The organism is Halobacillus sp. ABR2_026, assembly GCF_056158545.1.
Genome location: NZ_JBSWTM010000001.1, coordinates 1,210,015 through 1,230,345 on the forward strand (window position 1 = coordinate 1,210,015; position 20,331 = coordinate 1,230,345).

The 20,331-nt window shown below is 43.5% G+C and carries 19 protein-coding genes; 12 read left to right on the forward strand and 7 right to left on the reverse strand.

Going from position 1 to position 20,331, the window contains the following annotated elements:
- Positions 1–9: 9 nt before the first annotated feature.
- The 8 genes from ACXADE_RS06185 to ACXADE_RS06220 all read left to right on the forward strand — a co-directional run bounded on the left by ACXADE_RS06185 (position 10) and on the right by ACXADE_RS06220 (position 8,888).
- Entirely contained in the window at positions 10–246 is a 237-nt protein-coding gene (locus ACXADE_RS06185) for a hypothetical protein (RefSeq protein ID WP_474979611.1), read from the forward strand.
- Between the two features lie 496 nt (positions 247–742).
- Positions 743–2,329 (forward strand): PucR family transcriptional regulator, encoded by a 1,587-nt coding sequence (locus ACXADE_RS06190; protein WP_474979612.1) that lies wholly within the window; start codon positions 743–745, stop codon positions 2,327–2,329.
- 183 nt (positions 2,330–2,512) lie between these two features.
- Positions 2,513–3,859, forward strand: a complete 1,347-nt coding sequence (locus ACXADE_RS06195) for an aminotransferase (RefSeq protein ID WP_474979613.1) — start codon at positions 2,513–2,515, stop codon at positions 3,857–3,859.
- Positions 3,860–3,874: 15 nt separating this feature from the next.
- Entirely contained in the window at positions 3,875–5,008 is a 1,134-nt protein-coding gene (ald, locus tag ACXADE_RS06200) for an alanine dehydrogenase (RefSeq protein ID WP_474979614.1), read from the forward strand.
- Between the two features lie 119 nt (positions 5,009–5,127).
- Positions 5,128–5,382 carry a phage holin family protein gene (locus ACXADE_RS06205; protein ID WP_474979615.1) on the forward strand — a complete coding sequence of 85 codons (255 nt, stop codon included), beginning with the start codon at positions 5,128–5,130 and terminating at the stop codon, positions 5,380–5,382.
- A 1,101-nt stretch (positions 5,383–6,483) separates the two neighbouring features.
- Positions 6,484–7,188: a heme ABC exporter ATP-binding protein CcmA gene (gene ccmA, locus ACXADE_RS06210; protein ID WP_474982203.1), complete on the forward strand. Its 705-nt coding sequence runs from the start codon at positions 6,484–6,486 to the stop codon at positions 7,186–7,188.
- Complete coding sequence (locus tag ACXADE_RS06215; RefSeq protein WP_474979616.1) at positions 7,185–8,195, forward strand: ABC transporter permease; 1,011 nt, start codon at positions 7,185–7,187, stop codon at positions 8,193–8,195. The genes ccmA and ACXADE_RS06215 overlap by 4 nt, the downstream gene beginning before the upstream one ends.
- Positions 8,196–8,228: 33 nt before the next feature.
- Entirely contained in the window at positions 8,229–8,888 is a 660-nt protein-coding gene (locus tag ACXADE_RS06220) for a TetR/AcrR family transcriptional regulator (protein WP_474979617.1), read from the forward strand.
- Between the two features lie 1,011 nt (positions 8,889–9,899).
- Here ACXADE_RS06220 and ACXADE_RS06225 read toward each other — a convergent pair.
- Both ACXADE_RS06225 and rlmN read right to left on the reverse strand, forming a co-directional pair.
- Positions 9,900–10,319, reverse strand: coding sequence for an excalibur calcium-binding domain-containing protein (locus ACXADE_RS06225; protein ID WP_474979618.1), 420 nt, complete (start codon positions 10,317–10,319; stop codon positions 9,900–9,902).
- A 224-nt stretch (positions 10,320–10,543) separates the two neighbouring features.
- Positions 10,544–11,629, reverse strand: a complete 1,086-nt coding sequence (gene rlmN, locus ACXADE_RS06230) for a dual-specificity RNA methyltransferase RlmN (protein WP_474979619.1) — start codon at positions 11,627–11,629, stop codon at positions 10,544–10,546.
- A gap of 237 nt (positions 11,630–11,866) precedes the next feature.
- Between rlmN and ACXADE_RS06235 the strand changes: the two genes are divergently transcribed.
- Complete coding sequence (locus ACXADE_RS06235; protein WP_474979620.1) at positions 11,867–12,346, forward strand: site-2 protease family protein; 480 nt, start codon at positions 11,867–11,869, stop codon at positions 12,344–12,346.
- A gap of 268 nt (positions 12,347–12,614) precedes the next feature.
- Here the strand turns inward: ACXADE_RS06235 and ACXADE_RS06240 are convergent, their stop codons facing one another.
- The 4 genes from ACXADE_RS06240 to ACXADE_RS06255 all read right to left on the reverse strand — a co-directional run bounded on the left by ACXADE_RS06240 (position 12,615) and on the right by ACXADE_RS06255 (position 17,160).
- The gene (locus tag ACXADE_RS06240) at positions 12,615–12,938 is read right to left on the reverse strand and encodes a nucleoside triphosphate pyrophosphohydrolase (RefSeq protein WP_474979621.1); all 324 of its coding nucleotides are present in this window, start codon (positions 12,936–12,938) and stop codon (positions 12,615–12,617) included.
- 144 nt (positions 12,939–13,082) lie between these two features.
- A complete protein-coding gene (locus ACXADE_RS06245; RefSeq protein WP_474982204.1) occupies positions 13,083–14,999 on the reverse strand; it encodes a TRAP transporter permease in 1,917 nt (638 codons plus the stop codon).
- Positions 15,000–15,117: 118 nt separating this feature from the next.
- Positions 15,118–16,134 (reverse strand): TAXI family TRAP transporter solute-binding subunit, encoded by a 1,017-nt coding sequence (locus ACXADE_RS06250; protein WP_474979622.1) that lies wholly within the window; start codon positions 16,132–16,134, stop codon positions 15,118–15,120.
- A 321-nt stretch (positions 16,135–16,455) separates the two neighbouring features.
- Positions 16,456–17,160 (reverse strand): thermonuclease family protein, encoded by a 705-nt coding sequence (locus ACXADE_RS06255; RefSeq protein ID WP_474979623.1) that lies wholly within the window; start codon positions 17,158–17,160, stop codon positions 16,456–16,458.
- 278 nt (positions 17,161–17,438) lie between these two features.
- Between ACXADE_RS06255 and ACXADE_RS06260 the strand changes: the two genes are divergently transcribed.
- Positions 17,439–17,678, forward strand: a complete 240-nt coding sequence (locus ACXADE_RS06260; protein ID WP_089653998.1) for an indolepyruvate ferredoxin oxidoreductase subunit alpha — start codon at positions 17,439–17,441, stop codon at positions 17,676–17,678.
- Positions 17,679–17,922: 244 nt separating this feature from the next.
- The gene (locus ACXADE_RS06265; protein ID WP_474979624.1) at positions 17,923–18,108 is read left to right on the forward strand and encodes a hypothetical protein; all 186 of its coding nucleotides are present in this window, start codon (positions 17,923–17,925) and stop codon (positions 18,106–18,108) included.
- A 411-nt stretch (positions 18,109–18,519) separates the two neighbouring features.
- Here the strand turns inward: ACXADE_RS06265 and ACXADE_RS06270 are convergent, their stop codons facing one another.
- Positions 18,520–18,636: a YjcZ family sporulation protein gene (locus ACXADE_RS06270; RefSeq protein WP_474979625.1), complete on the reverse strand. Its 117-nt coding sequence runs from the start codon at positions 18,634–18,636 to the stop codon at positions 18,520–18,522.
- A gap of 458 nt (positions 18,637–19,094) precedes the next feature.
- Here ACXADE_RS06270 and ilvE point away from each other — a divergent pair, with 458 nt between their 5' ends.
- Positions 19,095–19,997, forward strand: coding sequence for a branched-chain-amino-acid transaminase (ilvE, locus tag ACXADE_RS06275; RefSeq protein ID WP_474979626.1), 903 nt, complete (start codon positions 19,095–19,097; stop codon positions 19,995–19,997).
- Positions 19,998–20,331 lie beyond the last annotated feature (334 nt).

Here is a 20,331-nt window from a genome sequence, read left to right on the forward strand (position 1 = left end):
GAGAAAATAATGTCGGATCATCGTGAGTTTGAAGCAGAACGTGAGAAAATTGACTTTTTACTGGAGAAAGGCTATGTCATCAGTGGTGTTACAGAGAATTTGAGTGGTGCCTTCGTCGAATTCCAGTATAAGGGTAACGATGAGGGGATGAGCAGGAAGGAGCGCCTCCACATTCTTCACCCTGATACCCGCAAATACTTCTCAACCATACTTGTCCAGCAACAAAAGAAACAAAGTGTGAAGTAGTATCAAAAAAGATCGGCACCTGCCGATCTTTTTTGATTTGTAAGTGACCTTGTGTTGGGAATGTGACTTCAGGAAGGGATGGATTTTTATTTTAGATCTGATTATATTTGGGAGTGTAGCAATCATAGGGAGTATTGTGTTGTTTCTTGGTTTTATAATCATTTTAGGAAGGAAAGTTCTACAGCCCCATAAGGAACTACATCAAAAAGTTGAACGGCTGGAACGAGAGTTGGAGGATAGTAAAAAGCGTAACTAGTGTACATATAAAACAATCAGTAGTTTCCGTAGATTTAATTATAGAAAAGCAAAATTATATAGTCCAACTGTTCGTACACCGCAGGGTGCCCTGTTAAGATGGGTGACCGTTGATAAAGGCGTGCTCATTCTTTAAAGGGGTGTTAGATTTCATAGGACTAAAAAACTTATTTGTCATAAAATCTCACAATCTATTAGATTTTTCTGAAAAATTGTTGTACTTTAAAAGAGGGGTCATTCAATGAACGAACACATGTCGATTGAAAACATCCTGAAAAGGGATCATTTTTCTTCTGCGGAAGTCGTTGCTGGTCGAGGGGGGCTCGACCGACTGGTCAAATGGGTTCACGTTTATGAAATGATCGAAGTGAGAAAGAACTTGAAAGGTGGGGAGCTTGTCCTTTCTACTGGCTTCGGCTGGAAGGATGATGAGGAACTTTTTCTTCACCTGTTGAAACAACTGATTGATAGGGATGTAGCCGGAATATGTATCGAAATCGGAAGCTTTGTTGATTACATAAGTGAGGAATCGATTGATTTAGCAGATGCCAATGATTTTCCGATCATCCTGTTTCATACGGAAGTTTCCTTTGTGGAAATCACCCAGGATATCCACGCGGACCTGATCAATCAGCAATATGAATTCATTACAAACTTAGAAGATTACTCGCAGCGTTTAAATAAACGATTGTTATCGATTGATAATTATTTTGAAATTCTAAAGAACTTACAACAGTATGTGAAGTGCCAACTTGTCTACATCGCAAAGGATCATACAATCGTCACGATTCCTGCCTTGAGAGAAAAAGAGCGTGAGCAGGTACTGATGGAATTGAGTACGCCGGACCAAAGGACAAAAAGGGTATTGAAGCAATCGGTACAGGTGTTTGACAGAGAGTTTGCAAACATTTACTTAATGTCCAATCGTAGAGAATTCGGGGAATTTGAATCTTTATTGCTTGACCGGACAGCAACAGCTTTAGCTCAATATTTATTACGGGAATTGTACACAGAAGAAAAACGCAAGGTGAAAGAGACGGAGTGGCTTACGGAATGGCTGCAGGGAGAGCATGAAGAGGAAGAAATACGAGATAGACTAGCCATATATAAACTGGATAAAACCGTTAAAGGTGCAATTGTCCTTACTCTAAAACTCAATATGGTGGATAGACAAAAATCCAATCCGGATGTAACGTATATGAATATGCTCATCCATAATATTTTCGATCAGAATGGTTATTATGTCTTTCCTGTCGAGAAACGCCATCAAATCACCTTCATTTTGTTGAACAGGAAGGGAGAGGAAGATTGGAAGAAGCGAGTCAAATCAGGGGTGGCACGATTAAAGAAAATCAGTCTTTTGAATGACTCGAGTATTTCGTCCTTTCAAATTGCTGGTGGAAAATATGTGAAGGCCCTTTCCGATTTGCATGTCAGTTTTCAAACATCGCAAGAGACGTTAACGCTCCAGGAGAAGCTTCCGGATAACCAGTCGAAATTCTTTTATGATGATCTTCATATGTACAGGCTGATCTCACTAGTTCACCAACACAGTAGTCTAGATGGTCTGGTTGAAGAATACTTAGAACCAATCATCCAATATGATGAAAAGAATAACACGAACCTCCTGGAGACTTTGAGGGTTTATTTGGCCTGCAATGGATCTAAAAAAGAAACCGCTTCCAAAGTTTTTGTAGTTCGTCAGACCCTCTATCACCGTTTAGAGAAGCTGGAGAAACTTTTGGGGCCGGATTTTATGGAGTGTGAAAAAAGGCAGGTGATCGAATTTGCTCTTCTTGCGTATGAATATCAAAGAGCGGTCACTTGAGAAAAGCGATTCACTTATCCGACCTTGGATAAGTTTTTTTTTGTTCGTTTTCCATGTTTTATCTTTGTTGTCATTATGTGAAAGCAGAGGAGAGACCGTTTGACACTATGTCTAATGAAAGAAACCGGTAAATGTTAGATAATTGAGACAATTCAAATAAAAGACATTGAGGGGGTTTCTCCGTTGACTAAAGCTAATGTGCAAAATGAGATGCTTTCAAAAGATGAAAAGTTTGTGTGGCATTCTATGAAACCTTATAATCCTGATGCGACGATGGTGGCTAAAAGTGCGAAAGGTTCCTGGATCACAGATTCAGAAGGGAATCGTTATTTGGATGCTATGTCTGGATTATGGTGTGTGAATATCGGTTATGGCCGTGAAGAGTTAGCAGAAGCTGCGTATGATCAAATGAAGAGCCTTTCTTACATGCCGCTTACACAGAGCCATGAGTCAGCCATTCAGTTAGGGGAAAAAATCAACCAAATGCTTGGTGATGATTATGTTGTCTTTTTCTCAAACAGTGGTTCCGAGGCGAACGAGGCTGCGTTCAAAATGGTCCGTCAATATCACCAGCAAAAAGGGGATCACTATCGTACAAAATTCATATCAAGATACAGGGCTTATCATGGAAGTTCCACGAGTGCACTGGCTGCTACTGGTCAGGCTCAGCGTAAATATAAGTATGAGCCTCTGGGTCCCGGCTTTCTTCATGTAGCTCCCCCTGATGAATACAGAAATGATCATGGTGAGAAAGACCGTTTTGGAGCAAAGGAAATCGATGATGTGATGACATGGGAATATAGTGAATCAATTGCTGGAGTCATCATGGAGCCCATCATTACCGGGGGAGGCGTGATCGTTCCACCAGAAGAGTACATGAGAGAGGTACAGGCGGTTTGTAAAAAACATGGAGCGTTATTGATCGTGGATGAAGTGATTTGTGGGTTCGGAAGGACAGGGAAGCCGTTCGGGTTCATGAATTATGGAGTGAAACCGGATATCGTTACGATGGCTAAAGGAATGACAAGCGCGTACCTTCCACTCTCAGCAACCGCGGTCAGACGAGACATCTATGAAGCATTCTGTGGGAATGACACGTATGATTTTTTCCGTCATATTAATACATTCGGAGGACATCCTGCGTCTTGTGCAGTCGCACTCAAAAATATAGAAATCATGGAAAAAGAAAACCTGTTTGAACGTTCCCGTGTTCTCGGAGAAGCAGCGCTCAATGATTTGAACAACCGTCTCCAGTCCCACACCAAAGTCGGGAATGTCAGAGGAAAAGGACTTCTTATTGGAATTGAGATGGTGGAAGACAAAGAAACGAAGGCCCCCCTGGAGATCAGTCAAGTCAACCAAATTATCTCTTTTTGTAAAGACAAAGGGATTCTCATTGGTAAGAACGGAATGACAGTGGCCGGGTTCAATAATGTAATCACACTCTCACCGCCTTTATCTATTGAAGAAGAAGATTTGACTTTCTTGTTGGATACGGTGGTGGACGCCATCCAATCACTTGGATCATGATGGGAGGTTGTTAAAATGCGTATTGGAATCCCTAGGGAAATTAAGAACAACGAAAACCGTGTGGCTATAACCCCAGCGGGTGCACTCCAATTCATCAACGAAGGTCACGAAGTGTTTCTTGAAACGAAAGCGGGGGAGCGCTCGGGATTTTCTGATCGACAATATGAAGAAGTAGGTGTCAAAATCGTAGGTTCCGCAGATGAAGCATGGTCCCAGCCTATGGTTCTCAAAGTGAAAGAACCACTGGCTGAAGAATACCGATACTTTTACGAGGGACTGGTCTTGTTTACGTACCTTCACCTTGCCGCCGATGAAGAATTGACCAAAGCCCTTGTAGAGAAGAAAGTAGTGGCGATCGCCTATGAAACCGTACAATCAGACAATGGCTCGCTGCCTCTTCTTACTCCTATGAGTGAAGTGGCCGGGAGGATGGCTGCACAAAAAGGAGCTCAATATTTGGAGCGTACCCATGAGGGGAAAGGGATCCTATTAGGTGGAGTCCCTGGCGTAAAGCGAGGGAAAGTAACCATCATTGGTGGTGGTGTGGTAGGGACGAATGCCGCCAAGATTGCAATAGGTCTCGGAGCAGATGTCACGATGGTCGATCTAAGTCCAGAGCGGCTCCGCCAGCTGGATGATATCTTCGGCTCTTCGATCAATACTCTCATCTCGAACCCATTGAATTTAGAGCAGGCTGTCAAAGAATCGGATTTGCTCATTGGTGCGGTGTTAATTCCTGGGGCAAAAGCACCAAAACTCGTAACGGAAGCGATGGTCCAGTCGATGGCGAAAGGAAGTGTCATTGTTGATGTCGCCGTTGATCAGGGAGGGATTGTGGAAACCGTTGATCACGTTACCACTCACGATGATCCTACGTATATTAAATACGGGGTTGTCCATTATGCAGTGGGTAATATGCCGGGGGCGGTCCCTCAAACATCGACACTTGCCTTGACGAATGTCACCATCCCTTATGCTGTGCAAATTGCAAATAAAGGGTTCCAGAAAGCCTGTTTGGAAAACAGTGCTCTATTAAAGGGAGTAAACATCGTCAACGGTTATGTCACTTACCGGGAAGTTGCAGAAGCGCATAATCTTGACTATATGGAAGTTGAAAAAGCACTCGGGCCGAAATCATATGTTCCATGAGTAATCGGGACAGCTCCTCCTTGTCAGGAAGAGCTGTCCATTCTTTGAAAAGTACTAAGCTCCTTTAGCCTTGAATAGGATAAAATATAACTTTTTAGGCTTTTGGAGGCGACGACATCATGGACTTCATCACAGATTTTTCTCCTTATGCAGCACTCGCCGTATTGCTGTATGCGATGAGACAGACGAATCGGGTGCCTAATCGATACATTCCGATCCTCGCTGTTTTATTGGGTGTAAGCTTTTCTTACTGGCAGCATGGAATTTCTCCCGGATCGACGGTTGAAGGGTTGAAGTATGCTTTGTTAGGAATTGGTACGGTCGCCGGTGTGAAATATTTTCTTGAAAAGAAGAAAGAGGAAACAAAAGACTGAGCGCTCAGGGGCTCCGTCTTTTTTTATGGCTCTGTTAAAGTTCGGTGTTGATATTTGCATCAACGGATGGAAGTTACAATGAATGATAGGAAGATGAATAGGGAATTTATTTCCAAGTGTCGAAACCTTTAGATGATTTTCTTTCACGATGTAACCAATGAAAACTGAGCCTTTCGCTAAATGGCAGGATTGTTTAAGACTCAGTGTCGAGACTTTTGTTGAGTGGATAGAGGCTGCGGGGAATGACTCGCTTTCCGCGGGAGCGCGGTGAGCCTCCTCGGACTACGTCCTGCGGGGTCTCCCCAAGCACTCTCTTCCTCGTAGATATCCGGTTTCTGCGCCTAGCGGCTAGTGAGACTTCCCTCGCTTCTGTACGATAAGTCAACATCGAATCCCTTCGTTCTTCGTGTTTCCTTTATCTCCTCCAGCTCAGTCCAGTCCATACGCCGCTGAACGAGGCGCCTGCACACTTAAGATAGGAGTCTCGCCATTCCCCTCCGCCCCTTTGCCATGGCAGATTCTCTAAATCACTACTGGAACAAACAGCTTGAATGACTGAGGAAAGTAGATCATATAACCTCTCCACAGCAGGCATTCAGAATTTATAAGCTTGATACAGAGCACTTAATGCCTGCCTTAATATGGGGAAGAGGGAACAATTCCTCTAGGTATAGGGGTCGTTTCTCCTTACTATGAAAGGGGTGGTTGGGAAGCTGCGAGACTCCCGCGGGAATGGATGGGCTGGCGAGACCCCACAGGACGAAGTCCGAGGAGGCTTGGCGCCATCCCCGCAGGAAAGCGAGTAGCTTCCCAGCCACCCCTGACGCTCAACCAGGCAATAAAACCCCGGAACATCTCGAAACTGAGTCTTCCACAAACGGGAGCTTTAGTTGAATAAGCCAATGATAAAAATGAAGAAGCTCCATAACATTCGAAGTTCCTTTTTTGCAGTAATATAAATATTTAACTTTAACAGAACCTTTTTTATAATTCTTTAGTGAGTGATTACTCACTTTACATATCGATAAATCAGAGTATAATGATAGTGAGTAATCACTCACAATATAAAAAGGGGGATGTCACTTGGCTAATGTGGTGGAAATGAAAGGAATCACCCATCAATTTGGGAAAACAACAATTATTGATGATGTGGAGATGAGCATTCACTCAGGTGAAATATTCGGTCTGCTTGGTCCATCTGGGGCAGGTAAGACGACGCTCGTAAAGCTGATCGCGGGAATCCTTGAACCCACAGAAGGAGAAATTTTTCTTAATGAAACTGCTGTGCCAGATCTCGAACAGATGAAGAAATACGGGTATATGGCTCAGTCAGATGCTTTGTACCAGGAACTGACAGCTTTGGAGAATCTTGATTTTTTTGCTTCCATCTATAAAATGTCCAGAAAAAAGCGTAAAGAAAGGATTCATCATGTGTTAAATATGGTGGACTTGTCTTCTTCGGCGGGGAAGCCTGTGGAAACCTTTTCTGGTGGTATGAAACGAAGGTTATCGTTAGCGGCCGCCCTGCTTCATGAGCCGGATTTAATTATTCTTGATGAACCAACGGTGGGCATAGACCCCGTACTCCGCCAGTCGGTATGGGAAGAGTTGAACCGTCTGAAGGAGCAGGGGGTCACCATTATTGTTACTACTCACGTGATGGATGAAGCAGAAAAATGTGATCGCTTGGCTCTTTTAAGGGAAGGAAAGGTTATTGCCCTTGATACACCATCTTCTTTAAAAGAAACATTGGGTGTAAGTACGATTGAAGATGTGTTTTTGCATTATGGGGGTGGAAACAAATGAATACCTTCCATGTGATGAAAAGAATCCTACTCCAATTTAGACGGGATAAAAGAAGTGTTGCACTGATGATCATGGCTCCTCTTCTCGTCTTAACCTTAATGTGGGTTGTACTGGATAATAATGATGCATCTGCCAATATCGGTTTGGTGGATGTTCCGGAGCAGATGGCTGAAAAGTTATCTTCCGATTCATTGGAAGTAGAGACTTTTACTTATTCCGAAGCCGAGGAAAAGTTGATGGAAGGTGATTTAGATGCGATCCTCCTCTTTGAAGATCAGAAACTTTCACTGATGATTGAAGGGAGTAACCCGAATACTTCCGGGACCATTCAAAAAGAATTGAAACAATTACAGCCGGATAATCAAATGTCGGTGGAAGTCAGTTATCTGCACGGATCTGAAGCAATGGGGCTGTTTGATTATGTGGGTCCTGTACTCATTGGTTTCTTTGTATTCTTTTTCGTGTTCATTGTTGGAGGCGTCTCCTTTTTACGGGAACGTACGCAGGGAACTTTGGAGAGACTGTTGGCTACACCGATCAAACGGTCGGAGATCGTGTTTGGTTATCTGGCGGGTTTCGGTATTTTCACGATCCTCCAGTCCGTCATTATCGCTGCCTATTCCATTTATGTTCTTGATGTATTTATGGAAGGGAATTTCTTTTATGTTTTGATTGTTACAATACTGTTAGCATTGACTGCTCTAAGTCTTGGTACTTTACTGTCCTCGTTTGCGAAGAACGAGTTCCAGATGATTCAGTTTATTCCATTGGTCATTGTGCCACAGGTATTCTTCTCAGGGTTATTTCCTACTGAAGGCTTAGCGGTATGGATGCAGTGGATTGGGAATATCATGCCTCTAACATATGGAGCTGAAGCCTTGAGAGATATTATGCTGCGTCAGGCTTCTTGGGGGGATTTCCAAACAGAAGTTTATATTCTTCTTGGTTTCACTACCTTGTTCACCGTGCTGAATATCATGGCATTGAAGAAGCACAGACGCTTGTGATAAGGTACAATGAATGTCGAGGAGGATGGATGGATGACTGATTTTAAAAAAATGGTGGACGCTTTGGAACAATCCACAGGTGAGGAACAAAAGTTAACACCAAAACAGGAAAAAATTCTGCAGGCAGCAGTTGAAATATTTGCTGAAAAGGGATATGCTTCTTCTTCAACAAGCGAAATCGCATCAAGAGCGAATGTAGCAGAGGGGACGATTTTCCGTCACTACAAAACAAAAAAGGAATTGTTGATCTCGATTGTGACACCCTTTATGACTAAATTCACTCTGCCGTTTTTCGCCTCCCATTTCGCAAAGAATGTATTTGACGAGCCTCCCGAAGGATTGGAAGGCCTCGTGCGCAAATTGTTGAAAAACCGTTTTGAATTCGTGCGGGAAAATGCTGCATTGTTACGAATAGTTCTTCAGGAAATGGCCTTTCACCAGGAATTGCAGGAAAGGTTTCAGCAGGTCTTCTTGGAAGAGGTGTTTCCGAAATTCGAGGCAACGTTGAACCAGCTGAAGGAAGATGGAAAACTTGTCGAAATGCCGAATACTTCCATTATCCGCATGATCATGTCTTCAATCATCGGCTTTTTGGTCACCCGTTTTATTATTGCTCCTGACTTGGATTGGGAGGATGAAAAGGAAATTGATCATACCCTTCATTTTATTATGTATGGGTTATCGCAACGATAAATGAACAGGCATCTCTTCAATGAAGGGAGCCTGTTTTTTTAACAAGGCTCTGTTAAAGTTCAGTGTTGATATTTGCATCAACGGATGGAAGTGACAATGAATGGTGAAAGGGGATTTATTCCAGGTATCGAAACCTTTAGATGATCTACTTTCACGATGTAACCATTGAATCTTGTTGGATTCTTATTTCGTAACTTTTGTGTTGTGGATAGGGGCTGCGGGGAATGACTCGCTTTCCGCGGGAGCGCGGTGAGCCTCCCCGGACTATGTCCTGCGCGGTCTCACCAAGCACTCTCTTCCTCATAGATATCCGGTTTCTGCGCCTAGCGGCTAGTGAGACTTCCCTCGCTTCTGTACGATAAGTCAACATCGAATCTCTACGTTCTTCGTGTTTCCTTTATTTCCTCCAGCTCAGTCCAGTCCATACGCCGCTGAACGAGGCGCCTGCACACTTAAGATAGGAGTCTCGCCATTCCCCTTCGCCCCTTTGCCTTTTAAGTGTCTCAAAACCACTCTCAGAAATAGGCGCTCACTATACGAATGGAGAGCTGTATCCCTTATTTCTATCGTATGGATGGAGCTCATAACCGCTTGTTATAGAGCACTTTCTTACTATAGGTAGTAATAATGGAAGGTGCTCCTTCTTGGTGTAGGGGGTAGATTCTCGCATGGTCGAATGGGGTGGTTGGGAAGCTGCGAGACTCCCGTGGGAGAAAGGAGATCGGCGAGATCCCGCTAGGAAGCTCGCCACTCCCCGCAGGAAAGCGAGTGGCTTCCCAGCCGCACCTGACGCTCAACCAGGCAATGAATCCTCGTAACATGTCGTAATAAAGTCTTCAAGAAAAGGGAGCTTTAGTTGAATAAGCCAAATATACAATTGGAAGTTCCTTTTTGCAGTAATATCAATACTAAACTTTAACAGAGCCTTTAACAAAAGGAAGCCGTGGGAGAGAACATAAAAAAAGCAGACCTGGATAGGTCCGCTAAGGGGCGATGGTTGTTTTATCTGGTTTAGTTTTCTCTGCGAGCCAGTAGCAGACCACCACTAATGATCAACAGCACCATCCCGGAAAGAGCATATGTAGCATACGGGGTTGCTGTCTCAGGAAGTTCACCGCCTTGTTCATCATCCGCGGAGGCTTCTTCGGTTCCATTCTCTTCCGACTCTTCCATACTGCCATCATCTGTGCTGGAACTATTTTCAGAGGAACCTTCGCCACTGCTTTCACAAGGGATTCCGTCTTTATCCCGATCAAGTCCATCTGGGTCATTGTTTTCATCATAACCATTTTCAGCCCAGTACTGCTCGGCTTCTTCGGTCGATCCAAAATCACTACAATCCTTATCCCCATCATGATTATCCGCAAACACGGTTCCTGCACTGCCAAAAATCAGACTGAAGATAAAAAAACATGCGAAGAACTTTTTCATACGACTCCACTCCTCTTCTGAGATTTTACCATCACCCATGAATTTGTCTGTCTAGTTGTCTATTGCCTAATATTTTACAAATAAAACCATTTTATATAGGTATTGTAAATGAAAGTTGTGAAATTTTGCTTTTTAGGCAGGGGAAGATATTGTAATAAAATGGAAGGGTGTTGCGGAGGCTGCTATGAGGCAATAAAAAACATGAGGCTTGAGCCTCATGTTTTTTAACTTGGCTGTACTTTTTTCTTTTTGCGTGCTTTTTCTTTCTCGATTTGTTTACTACGCAACTGACCACAGGCTGCATCGATGTCCGTTCCATGCTCAGTTCTTACTCCGCATCTAATTCCACGATCCATCAATGTTTGATAGAAGGTAAGAATAGCTTCTTTCTCACTTCGTTCGTAAGGATTATCGGCGACCGGGTTGTATGGGATCAAGTTTACGTAGGAAAGGTGGCGTTTGTCCTTCAACAAGTCCGCAAGCTCCTCGGCTTCTTTCTTATGGTCGTTGACATCCTTCAGCAGGATATACTCGAAAGTGATCCGCCGGTTAGTCTTTTCAAGGTAATAATCAATGGCTGGCATCAATTTTTCGAGCGGATAGGCCCTGTTAATCTTCATGATTTGGGTGCGTAGCTCATTGTTTGGTGCGTGGATAGAAAGAGCCAGATTGATCTGGATTCCCTCATCAGCAAATTCGTACATTTTTGGAGCAATTCCACTTGTGGACACCGTGATATGCCGTGCACCAATGGAAAGTCCTTTTTGATCGTTTACAACCTTTAAGAAGTCGATCAGGTTATCGTAGTTGTCAAATGGCTCTCCGATTCCCATGACAACGATGTGGCTGACACGTTCATCGTTCCCCTGTTTATCGAGGTGCTGTTGGACCTGCATGATCTGTTCTACTATTTCGCCACTGGATAAGTCACGGTTTTTCCGCAGAATACCGCTGGCGCAGAACGAACAACCGATGTTACATCCGACCTGTGTCGTTACACATACAGACAAACCGTAGTTGAAACGCATAAGGACCGTTTCAATAATATTCCCATCATCCAGTTTGAATAGGAACTTGACGGTTCCGTCCTGGGATTCTTGTTTTATTTCCTCTGAAAGTGTTTCAATCGTGAAATGGTCATTAAGAACATCGATACAAGATTGATTCACGTTTTTCATTTGCGAAAAATCAGTGACCCGTTTTTGATAGAGCCAGTCCCACACTTGTTTTGAGCGGAACTTTTTCTCTCCGTGATCGATAAGCCAATCCGTCAGTTGATCAAACGTCAATCCGTAAATGGATCGTTTCATATATACGCTCCTCATTAAAAAAAATCGCTATTCCTATCATACTCGAAATCGAAAGCAGAAACAATAGACCATGGTATGTTAAAATTTTATGAATATTATCATGGGGGAGTATTGAAGGTGGGAAATCTCTTCTATAAAGGGGACTATGGAAGTAGTTTGTTTCATGTGGGTTATTTTTCGGCCAGAACGGGAAGAGTTTTTCCCAGTACTTCAAAATTCTGTGATGGAGGCACACCAATGTTTACACTGAATGATATTCCAATGTTCATCATAAACTTTTTTTTGATTCTGCCAATGGTAACACTCGTACATGAAACCGGTCATGTTCTTATTGCACGATTATTTGGAGGGAAAATTAAATATTGCATAGGTACTGGTAAATTAATGTTCCATATAGGCGCCTTGGAGGTACGCCGCATGTATTTCATGGAAGGCTGGTGTCAGTATGAAAAGCTCTCCTATAATAAAACGTGGGCTCATGTAGCGATCTACGCCGCAGGTAGTGCCTTTAATCTAATGGTCATCATGATTTTGAATCTATTAATCACTAACGAAGTTCTGCCGGTGGATTTATTTTTCTACCAGTATTCCTATTTCTCTGTTTATTTTATCTTTTTTTCTTTATTTCCTTATCGTAATGGAGAGGGAAAACCAAGCGACGGGATGGCCATCTATGATGTAATCCGTTATGGGAAGGCAGTCGATCCTATTGATTAAAGGAAAGGCTAATGATCACAGGTTCATGGAAGGCTTTAATTCGAAAAGCTTATCAGGGATCTTCCTTTGGTGCTGGGCTTATGGAAAAAGTGTCTGACCGAGGTGCAGGCCGAAGCCTTTCATTCTTTGAATAAGACGAAGATAAAAGGAGAAACTTCCATTCTTATGGAAGTTTCTCCTTTTATTGCTGGAACGATCAACTCTATGCGGGAACAGAGTTAATAGTAAAGGGAAAGCCTGTAACTATTATATTTTTCCAATGGAAGACTTACTCTTCTACATCAAGAAGCAGCGTCCGATTCATGTAGGCGCCTTTTTCTTTCCTGCGGTGCTGACGGATGTGTTCGAGTTCCTCGAACGTGGCGCCGTGAGTATAAGACAAGGCGTGAACGACCTCCAGAAGGTCTGCCAGATAGATTAGGGCTTGTTCGTTATCTGCGGTTTGAAGGTAACCCTCAACTTCCTCTTTTAATTTTTCTTTTAATGAATCTTTGTAATCTTTTTGGTTCAGTGTTCGAGTGCGGATCGTTTTTCCTGAACCTTCTAATTGGTTTGGGACTTTGTCTCGAACAAGTTTATGTTGTTCTGTCAATTTTCAACTCCCCTTTCACCTTTTACCCACCCTTAGCCGTTTTTCACTCTGTAGAAACTATAGAATATGAAGGAGTGGGGGGGCGTTTGAGGGGTTGGATAGAGAAAAATCCGGACCTTAGTTGAACCAAGCTCCGGATTTTTTTCAAACATACGCTTCTTGTTGAGAATCTTTTTCTTTTTTATTTTTAACATATTGATACACAGAAATCGCTGTGAATACACCTAAGCCAATGAGAGAAATGACAAGGCTTGGGTACACGAGCAAGAGACCTGCTGCTACAAGAGCGATACGTTCTACCCAAATGACTTTTGTAGCAAAATAACCGATCAGAGCAGAACTGATAGCAGCCATCCCCAGTAAAGCGGTTACTACGCTGATGGATAAATTAAAGGCGTTGACGTCTCCCTGCAGTAAAAGGAGCGGGTTAGTCACGAACACATAGGGGATGATGAAAGCAGCGATCGCTAATTTGACGGCGGTTACTCCCGCTTTCATCGGGTTTGCTCCTGCGATCCCGGCCCCTGCATAAGCAGCTAGGCAGACAGGAGGTGTAATGTCGGCAACGATACCGAAATAAAAGACAAACATGTGTACAGCGATCACGGGTACATCAAAGGCTAGCAAGGCCGGGGCCGCCATCGTAGCAGTGACAACGTAATTTGCTGTCGTAGGTAGTCCCATTCCCAATATGATGCAGGCGATCATCGTGAAAAACATGACGAGGAAGAATTGGCCCTGGGCAAGGTCGATGATTCCGCCCGCGATTTTAGGACCAAGCCCCGTGGTCGTCACTGTTCCTGCAATAATGCCTGCTGTAGCACAAGCTGCGATGACAGGGAGAGCCACTCGTGCTCCTTCTTCCAGCAGTTTAATAATTCCTTTCCAGGACATCCTCGTATCTTTACGGAAGAAGCTGATGACGAATGCTGTCACAATTGCAAATAAAGCGGCATATGTCGGTGTCCTGCCTGCCAGGAGGAAACCAATGATTATGACAAGCGGTAGGAATAGGTCCAAACGTTTCAAAAGCTTATTCGTTTTTGGAAGTTCATCTTTAGGCAGTCCCCGGATGTTCTGCTTTCTCGCTTCAAAGTGTGTGCCGAGAAATACGCCCGAAAAATACAAAAGGGCCGGAATGATGGCGATGACGATAATTTCGTTGTAGGGAACTCCAGTATAGGAAGCCATGATGAAAGCTGCTGCACCCATGATTGGTGGCATGAGCTGTCCACCGGTAGAGGCGGAAGCTTCAGAGGCCGCAGCGAAATGAGGTTTGAAACCTGCGTTTTTCATCATAGGAATTGTAAATGATCCAGAACCTACAGTATTGGCAACAGAACTTCCACTGACCATTCCTTGAAGTCCACTGGCTGCGACGGCCGCTTTGGCTGTTCCACCCGTGTATTTTCCAGTCAAACGGAGGGCGAGATCATTAAAGAATTGTCCGATATTGGTCTTCACAAGAATAACCCCGAAAAAGAGGAAGAGAAAGATGTAAGTAGAAGATATTTGGATTGGAATACCGAATATCGCGCTTGAACTGAAAAACATCTTGGTCGCAAGGGTCGGCCAATCATTGCCGGCATGTCCGATCACAGGAATGAAGTTGCCGAACATTCCGTAGAGAAGCGCGAGCACAGCTATAATGACAATGGGGAGTCCCACGACCCGCCGGGTGGCTTCCAGTAATAACAGTATGCCAGCGGTCGCCACAAATTGATCTAAATAGTTGAAACCGAATATAATCGCTTCGTTGATGAGACGATCATAGTTTTGAATAATATAAAAGTTTGAATAAAGAGCAACGGCTGCAAAAACAAGGTCATACCATGGAATACCTCGCTTACCCGTCAAAGAAGATTTTACGGGGTAAAGAAGGAATACCAAACATAAAGCTGCACCTAAATGGATTGCCCCCTGAATAAGGGATACATAGGCGCCGCGGTAAGCTGTATACAATTGAAATATAGTCAGGGCACTCCCGAGGATTAGGGTCAGCCAGCCCCAAGGTCCGAGGTTTGTGCGGAATGTGCTTTCTTTGTCGTATTTCTTCATCATTTCCTGCTTTTCGACTTTCTGGTTATCTTTAGTTGTCACACTCTCCTGCCTCCATTCTTTTATTAAATCAGCGCTCTAAAGAACCGGACAATCCAATGTCCGGTTCAGTTTGCTGCCTTTATTCAAGAATACCTGCTTCCTTGAAGTACTTTTCTGCCCCTGGATGTAATGGAAGCTCCTGGGCACCTGTCAAGGCGCTGTCTTTGGTTACCAATTTCGCCTGAGCGATCGACATGTCTCCGGAGTTTTCATAGAGTGTCTTCGTCATTTCGTAGGCTAGATCTTCACTGATCTGGCTTGTCGAACCGAGAAGTAAAGCCATAGCTGTAATGGTTTCGACCGGCTCTTCCTGCCAATCATATGTGCCGGGTTCTACCGTGTATGCTTCATACTGACTGTTGGAAACCACTTCTTCAAGAGCTTCACCTTCGATATTCAGGAATTTAACTTCCCCGGTAGCTGCTTCCAATTCGTCTGTTGTTGAAGATGGAACACCTACTACAGCGAAAGAGGCGTCGATTGTATTGTTTTGCAGTTTGCTTTTCGCATCACCAAAACCTTCTTCAAACGCTTCGTAGTCTCCTTCTTCAATGCCATAAGCGGAAAGGACCATTTCTGCAGCTTCACGTGTCGCTCCACCTGGTGGTCCCACTGCTACTTTTTTCCCTTTTAAATCTTCAATGGATTCAATTCCTGTAGAATCAAGGGTTACAACTTGAAGTCCCTCTGGATAAAGAGAACCAATGACGCCGACATTCCCGACATCTTTTCCTTCAAATTCTCCTTTACCCTCAACCGCATTGATCATTGTCGTGTTTTGAGCAATTCCGAGTTGGAAATCTCCTGACTGGATTTTTGCAATGTTTTCAACGGATGCGCCGGATTCAACGGAACTTACGTCAAACCCTTCCGTGTCGATGTTATCGGCGAACAGGTTGGCCATTTCCCCGCCAAGTGGATAATAAACGCCGCCAACACTGCCTGTCCCCATCGTCAGGTTGGTCATTTCTTCACCGCCATCACTTCCGCCATCATCTCCATCGGAAGAACCGCCGTTTCCACTTTCACCACAAGCACTTAAGAAAAGGCTCATCGTGAAGAGGAGGATGAACATCAACCATGAATACTTTTTCATTTGAAGACCCCCAATATATTAATGTATGGATTGAAAAGGAAAAAGATCCTTTTCAATCAAAATGTTCCTTATATTTACATGATTTTACCTTGTTTATGATTGAATTACAATAATATTGAGAAAATTACAACGGGTGAGGTTGAAAAGACAGGGGAGCTGTATAAAGCATCCCCTATAAAAAAAGCTGAGTACTGAGGGAGGAGTTTTACCATTGACCAACTCGTGGAAATCCCAGATGCAAGAAAGTCATCATCTTTCTACGAACTTCTAAACAACCAGCACTCCTATAGGGAAACATCCCTATAGGAAAGTCAGGGAAGGTTAGGATAAACTTTCACACACAAGTCCGTCCTGATCCTTACCGTCAAGTCGATGGGGATCGTGATCGGGGCCTCCTGCTGCTTCATAGAACAATTGTGCTTTTTTCTGAGACCTGAAATCGCTACAGTCCCGGTCAGGTCCTTTCGGATCATACGGGAGGTCGGTTTCTGAGGTTCCAGGTATCTCGTATTCTTGATATTGTTTTTCTTTGGAGAATCCATCATCTGTTACATAACCTCTAATACTCCAGACGCCTTCCTTTCTGTGTTCGGCTTCATTCTCCGCCTTCTTCATAGTAGTTGAGTGTTTGTAAGGCGGGTCATATTCATAAGCGTATCTTGCAAGTCCTTTTCTCAACAGCTGCTGATTGAAGTTCATTCCATCTACCCAGATATAGGCAAGAAGGCGGTCATATCGATCTCTTTTAGGACCGTCAAATTCAATGCGTACTTTCTTGCCTCTCAACGTTTCCTTGGCATAGGCACTAGCCTCAGGTCCATACGGCTGGACAGGAAGGTGAGGGTGGACGGTTTCAGGCGTGTCGACGAGCAATAAGCGAACTCGTTCTTCTGTGTTATGGATTTTAAGATCGACAGTGTCTCCATCCACTACATTTGTGACGACGCCCACAGTCTCGTTGCTTTCTGATAATGGGGGAGTACTTGATTTTTCTGCAGAGGGTGTCTGGTTTTCTGAAGGATTCATGGATTGGCAGCCTGCCCCTAGAGTTAAGGAGAAGATGACCAATAATATGTATCGAATGGTTAACTTGGCGGTGATGGATATTCCTCCTTTCGGACAGTCAATCAATCTTCTATTATAAGCTGATTATCATTCTACAAGCCCTTATGTTCTTTTACAATTCAATAGGACGAATGCATTGTGAACTCGTTCAAGAACAGGTGATCCCTGAGGACAAACGTTGACAAATGCCCCCTATATTCGAGACACTGTTATTATTAAGGAAATAGGGAGAGATACTTATGGCATTTGTCATTACCCAACCGTGCCAAGGTGAACAAGCGGGTGAATGCGTAGACGTATGTCCTGTCGATTGTATAGAAAAAGGGGAAGATCAGTACTACATCAACCCTGATATTTGTATAGACTGTGGAGCGTGTGTATCGGTGTGTCCGGTCGATGCGATCGTGGAAGAATATGAGTTGATGCCTGAAGAAGAACCTTATCTTGAAAAAGCAGAGAAATTTTTCGGCAACATATAGTCACTTAAAACGCCCATTAGCGGGCGTTTTTTTTGTCGATCTGATGATTTACTCGATTTACAAAACTTAATATATGAAAGGTGAGAGGGATGAAACTCACCCGAAATGCATTGGATTCGTTTTGAAACAGGACTCTTTATAAATATCTGATAATTTCGATAACTAAATCGGAATTAAAAGAGGAAAAAGGGGTATGGGAGTAGAAAGAACATATTACTATAATCTTTGTTCAGGAGTTGATTGCATGCTCGTGTCGTTACATCCCTCTGAAGGTATGTATAAGGAAAGGTACTTCTTAATTGATCAGTTGAAGGATTTAGGCTACACCGAGGATGCCTTTGGAAAAAGAACGAGAGATATGACCTTGCCGGAATTGCAGCAAATTATTATTAATTTGGAATATCAAAGGGAGTGTGCTTTGGAGAATTGAGAGGAGTTAATGGTCTCAAGAAAAAAGATAAATACCTTGAAGGCCGGTGTGCTGTGATGAACGACTTGGTGAGGCCGGCCCATATATAAGTGTGGTCATTATATAAATATAATAAACGAATGAATCCGTAAAAAAACCAGAGCAGTTCTGCTCTGGTGTTGAAAGAGGGAGACGCTCTACAGGTAGAGGTTGTAGAGAGCATGTCTCCTTTTCTATTATAACCAGCCCTATATCAGAAAAACAAACTCTCTGTTATTTTTCTTTGGCTGACATACGATCAATGAACCAGAAGGTGGTGATGACCTCTGGTTCTTTTTTATGCACACCTGAGCAGCGGAAAGGCGTAAACGACCATCCGCTTTTTGTGTGAACCACTTATTTTGAGTAACGGTGGTTCACACGCAAAGGTTTTTAGTTGTAGAAAGAAGCTCCTACGATAATCAAAAGGATGAACAATACAACGATCAAAACGAAAGTGCTTCCGTTGTTGTAACCGCCGTATCCGCCGCAGCCACCATACCAGCCCATATCTTTCACCACCTTTTGTGTTCCTATACGACACAATATGAGAGGACGGGCTCGAAAGGAAGGGCGGATGTCCTTTGAGTTGGTGAAACATTTATGCTTTTCCCAGGAACACTTTTTCACCAATAAATTCCTTGAAAGGAGATAAAAAAGAAAAAAAGAAAAGAGAAAAAGAAAGAGGAAGTCATGTCTCTCAAGGATGTAAGCGCTTTACCCATTCATTGAATCTTTTGAGTGTTCAGAAAATTTGCGGAAAACCTGTTGACCTTCCCTCAAAATGGGTTTAAAGTAGTCCTCAATCAACCACAACGATGACTTGAATCGTCCGGTTGGTTCGTGTGAAAGACCTGAGACTGGGACCCTGAAAATGTAAGATTTCCACTTACCTGAAGGGTCCACATTTTCTTTATCATTCTTTAACCATTTCAAACATTAAACTATAAAAGAAAGGAGTGCTGAGAATGAGCAGCCAGTGGATTTATATGAGCGGCGAATATGTGAGGAAAGAAGAAGCAGTCGTTTCCGTTTATGATCATGGTTTCTTATATGGAGATGGGGTGTTTGAAGGCATTCGCGTTTATGAAGGCAACATCTTCAAGCTGGATGAACACTTAAACCGTCTGTATGATTCGGCAAAGTCGATCATGCTCGAAATTCCATATGACAAGGAGGAGCTCGAAGAGATTATTGCGGAAACTGTCCGCCGTAACCAGTTGGAGACCGCTTATATCCGGGTTGTCGTTTCCAGAGGTGCTGGCAATTTGGGTCTCGACCCGTCCAGCTGTGCAAATCCTCGTTTGGTTGTCATTGCTGAAGCACTCGCTTTATTCCCGAAAGAATTATATGAACGCGGAGTCAGGCTCGCGTCTGTTTCAAGCAGGAGAAACCGACCGGACGTACTGCCACCACAAGTGAAATCATTAAATTACTTGAATAATATCCTGGTGAAAATGGAAGCCAATCAGGCCGGGGTTGATGAAGCTCTAATGCTCAATGATCAAGGCTATGTGACAGAAGGCTCTGCCGACAACATTTTTATCGTGAAGAATGGAACGATCCTGACACCGCCGACTTATTTAGGTGCCCTGGAAGGGATCACCCGTAACGCTATCATCGATTTAGCCGAAGAGAAAGGCTATAAAGTAAAGGAGCAGCCGTTTACAAGACATGATGTTTACGTAGCTGATGAAGTGTTTTTAACGGGGACAGCAGCAGAAGTCATCGCTGTTGTGGAAGTCGACCAACGGAAAGTCGGAGATGGAACACCCGGCGTTGTTACGAACCACTTGCTATCAGAATTCAGAAAAGTAACGACTAAGGATGGCCACAAAGTGTACAGCAATAATCAAGCACACGTGAGTTGAACTTGACGCAATTGAAAACTGAACGAATCTAACACGATGAAAGGAATAAAGGAATAAGTTCTTGTATTCCCAGAGAGCCGGGGTTGCTGGAAGCCCGGAAATACACCTTATTCTGACATCATCCTTGAGTGTCCACGCTGAACGTTTGACCAGTAGGCGGGACCAGGTGTTTCACAGCACCTGTTATCAAAAGGGATTCAACTTGAATCCCATAAGGTGGAGCTATTTTAATAGCTTCATGAATGAGGGTGGTACCGTGGAAGTAAAGAGAGACCTTTTCACCCCTCATATTCTTGCACACCCATGATGGTGGAGGAATTTGAGGAGGGAAAAG

Coding starts and splice junctions, on each gene's coding strand:
- ACXADE_RS06235 (WP_474979620.1), top strand. CDS start 11,867: ATGTTTACACTGAATGATATTCCAATGTTCATCATAAACTTTTTTTTG.
- ald (WP_474979614.1), top strand. CDS start 3,875: ATGCGTATTGGAATCCCTAGGGAAATTAAGAACAACGAAAACCGTGTG.
- ACXADE_RS06265 (WP_474979624.1), top strand. CDS start 17,923: ATGCTCGTGTCGTTACATCCCTCTGAAGGTATGTATAAGGAAAGGTAC.
- ACXADE_RS06190 (WP_474979612.1), top strand. CDS start 743: ATGAACGAACACATGTCGATTGAAAACATCCTGAAAAGGGATCATTTT.
- ACXADE_RS06245 (WP_474982204.1), bottom strand. CDS start 14,999: ATGATGAAGAAATACGACAAAGAAAGCACATTCCGCACAAACCTCGGA.
- ccmA (WP_474982203.1), top strand. CDS start 6,484: ATGAAAGGAATCACCCATCAATTTGGGAAAACAACAATTATTGATGAT.
- ACXADE_RS06225 (WP_474979618.1), bottom strand. CDS start 10,319: ATGAAAAAGTTCTTCGCATGTTTTTTTATCTTCAGTCTGATTTTTGGC.
- ACXADE_RS06255 (WP_474979623.1), bottom strand. CDS start 17,160: ATGAATCCTTCAGAAAACCAGACACCCTCTGCAGAAAAATCAAGTACT.
- ACXADE_RS06220 (WP_474979617.1), top strand. CDS start 8,229: ATGACTGATTTTAAAAAAATGGTGGACGCTTTGGAACAATCCACAGGT.
- ACXADE_RS06260 (WP_089653998.1), top strand. CDS start 17,439: ATGGCATTTGTCATTACCCAACCGTGCCAAGGTGAACAAGCGGGTGAA.
- ACXADE_RS06270 (WP_474979625.1), bottom strand. CDS start 18,636: ATGGGCTGGTATGGTGGCTGCGGCGGATACGGCGGTTACAACAACGGA.
- ilvE (WP_474979626.1), top strand. CDS start 19,095: ATGAGCAGCCAGTGGATTTATATGAGCGGCGAATATGTGAGGAAAGAA.
- rlmN (WP_474979619.1), bottom strand. CDS start 11,629: ATGAAACGATCCATTTACGGATTGACGTTTGATCAACTGACGGATTGG.
- ACXADE_RS06250 (WP_474979622.1), bottom strand. CDS start 16,134: ATGAAAAAGTATTCATGGTTGATGTTCATCCTCCTCTTCACGATGAGC.
- ACXADE_RS06215 (WP_474979616.1), top strand. CDS start 7,185: ATGAATACCTTCCATGTGATGAAAAGAATCCTACTCCAATTTAGACGG.
- ACXADE_RS06185 (WP_474979611.1), top strand. CDS start 10: ATGTCGGATCATCGTGAGTTTGAAGCAGAACGTGAGAAAATTGACTTT.
- ACXADE_RS06205 (WP_474979615.1), top strand. CDS start 5,128: ATGGACTTCATCACAGATTTTTCTCCTTATGCAGCACTCGCCGTATTG.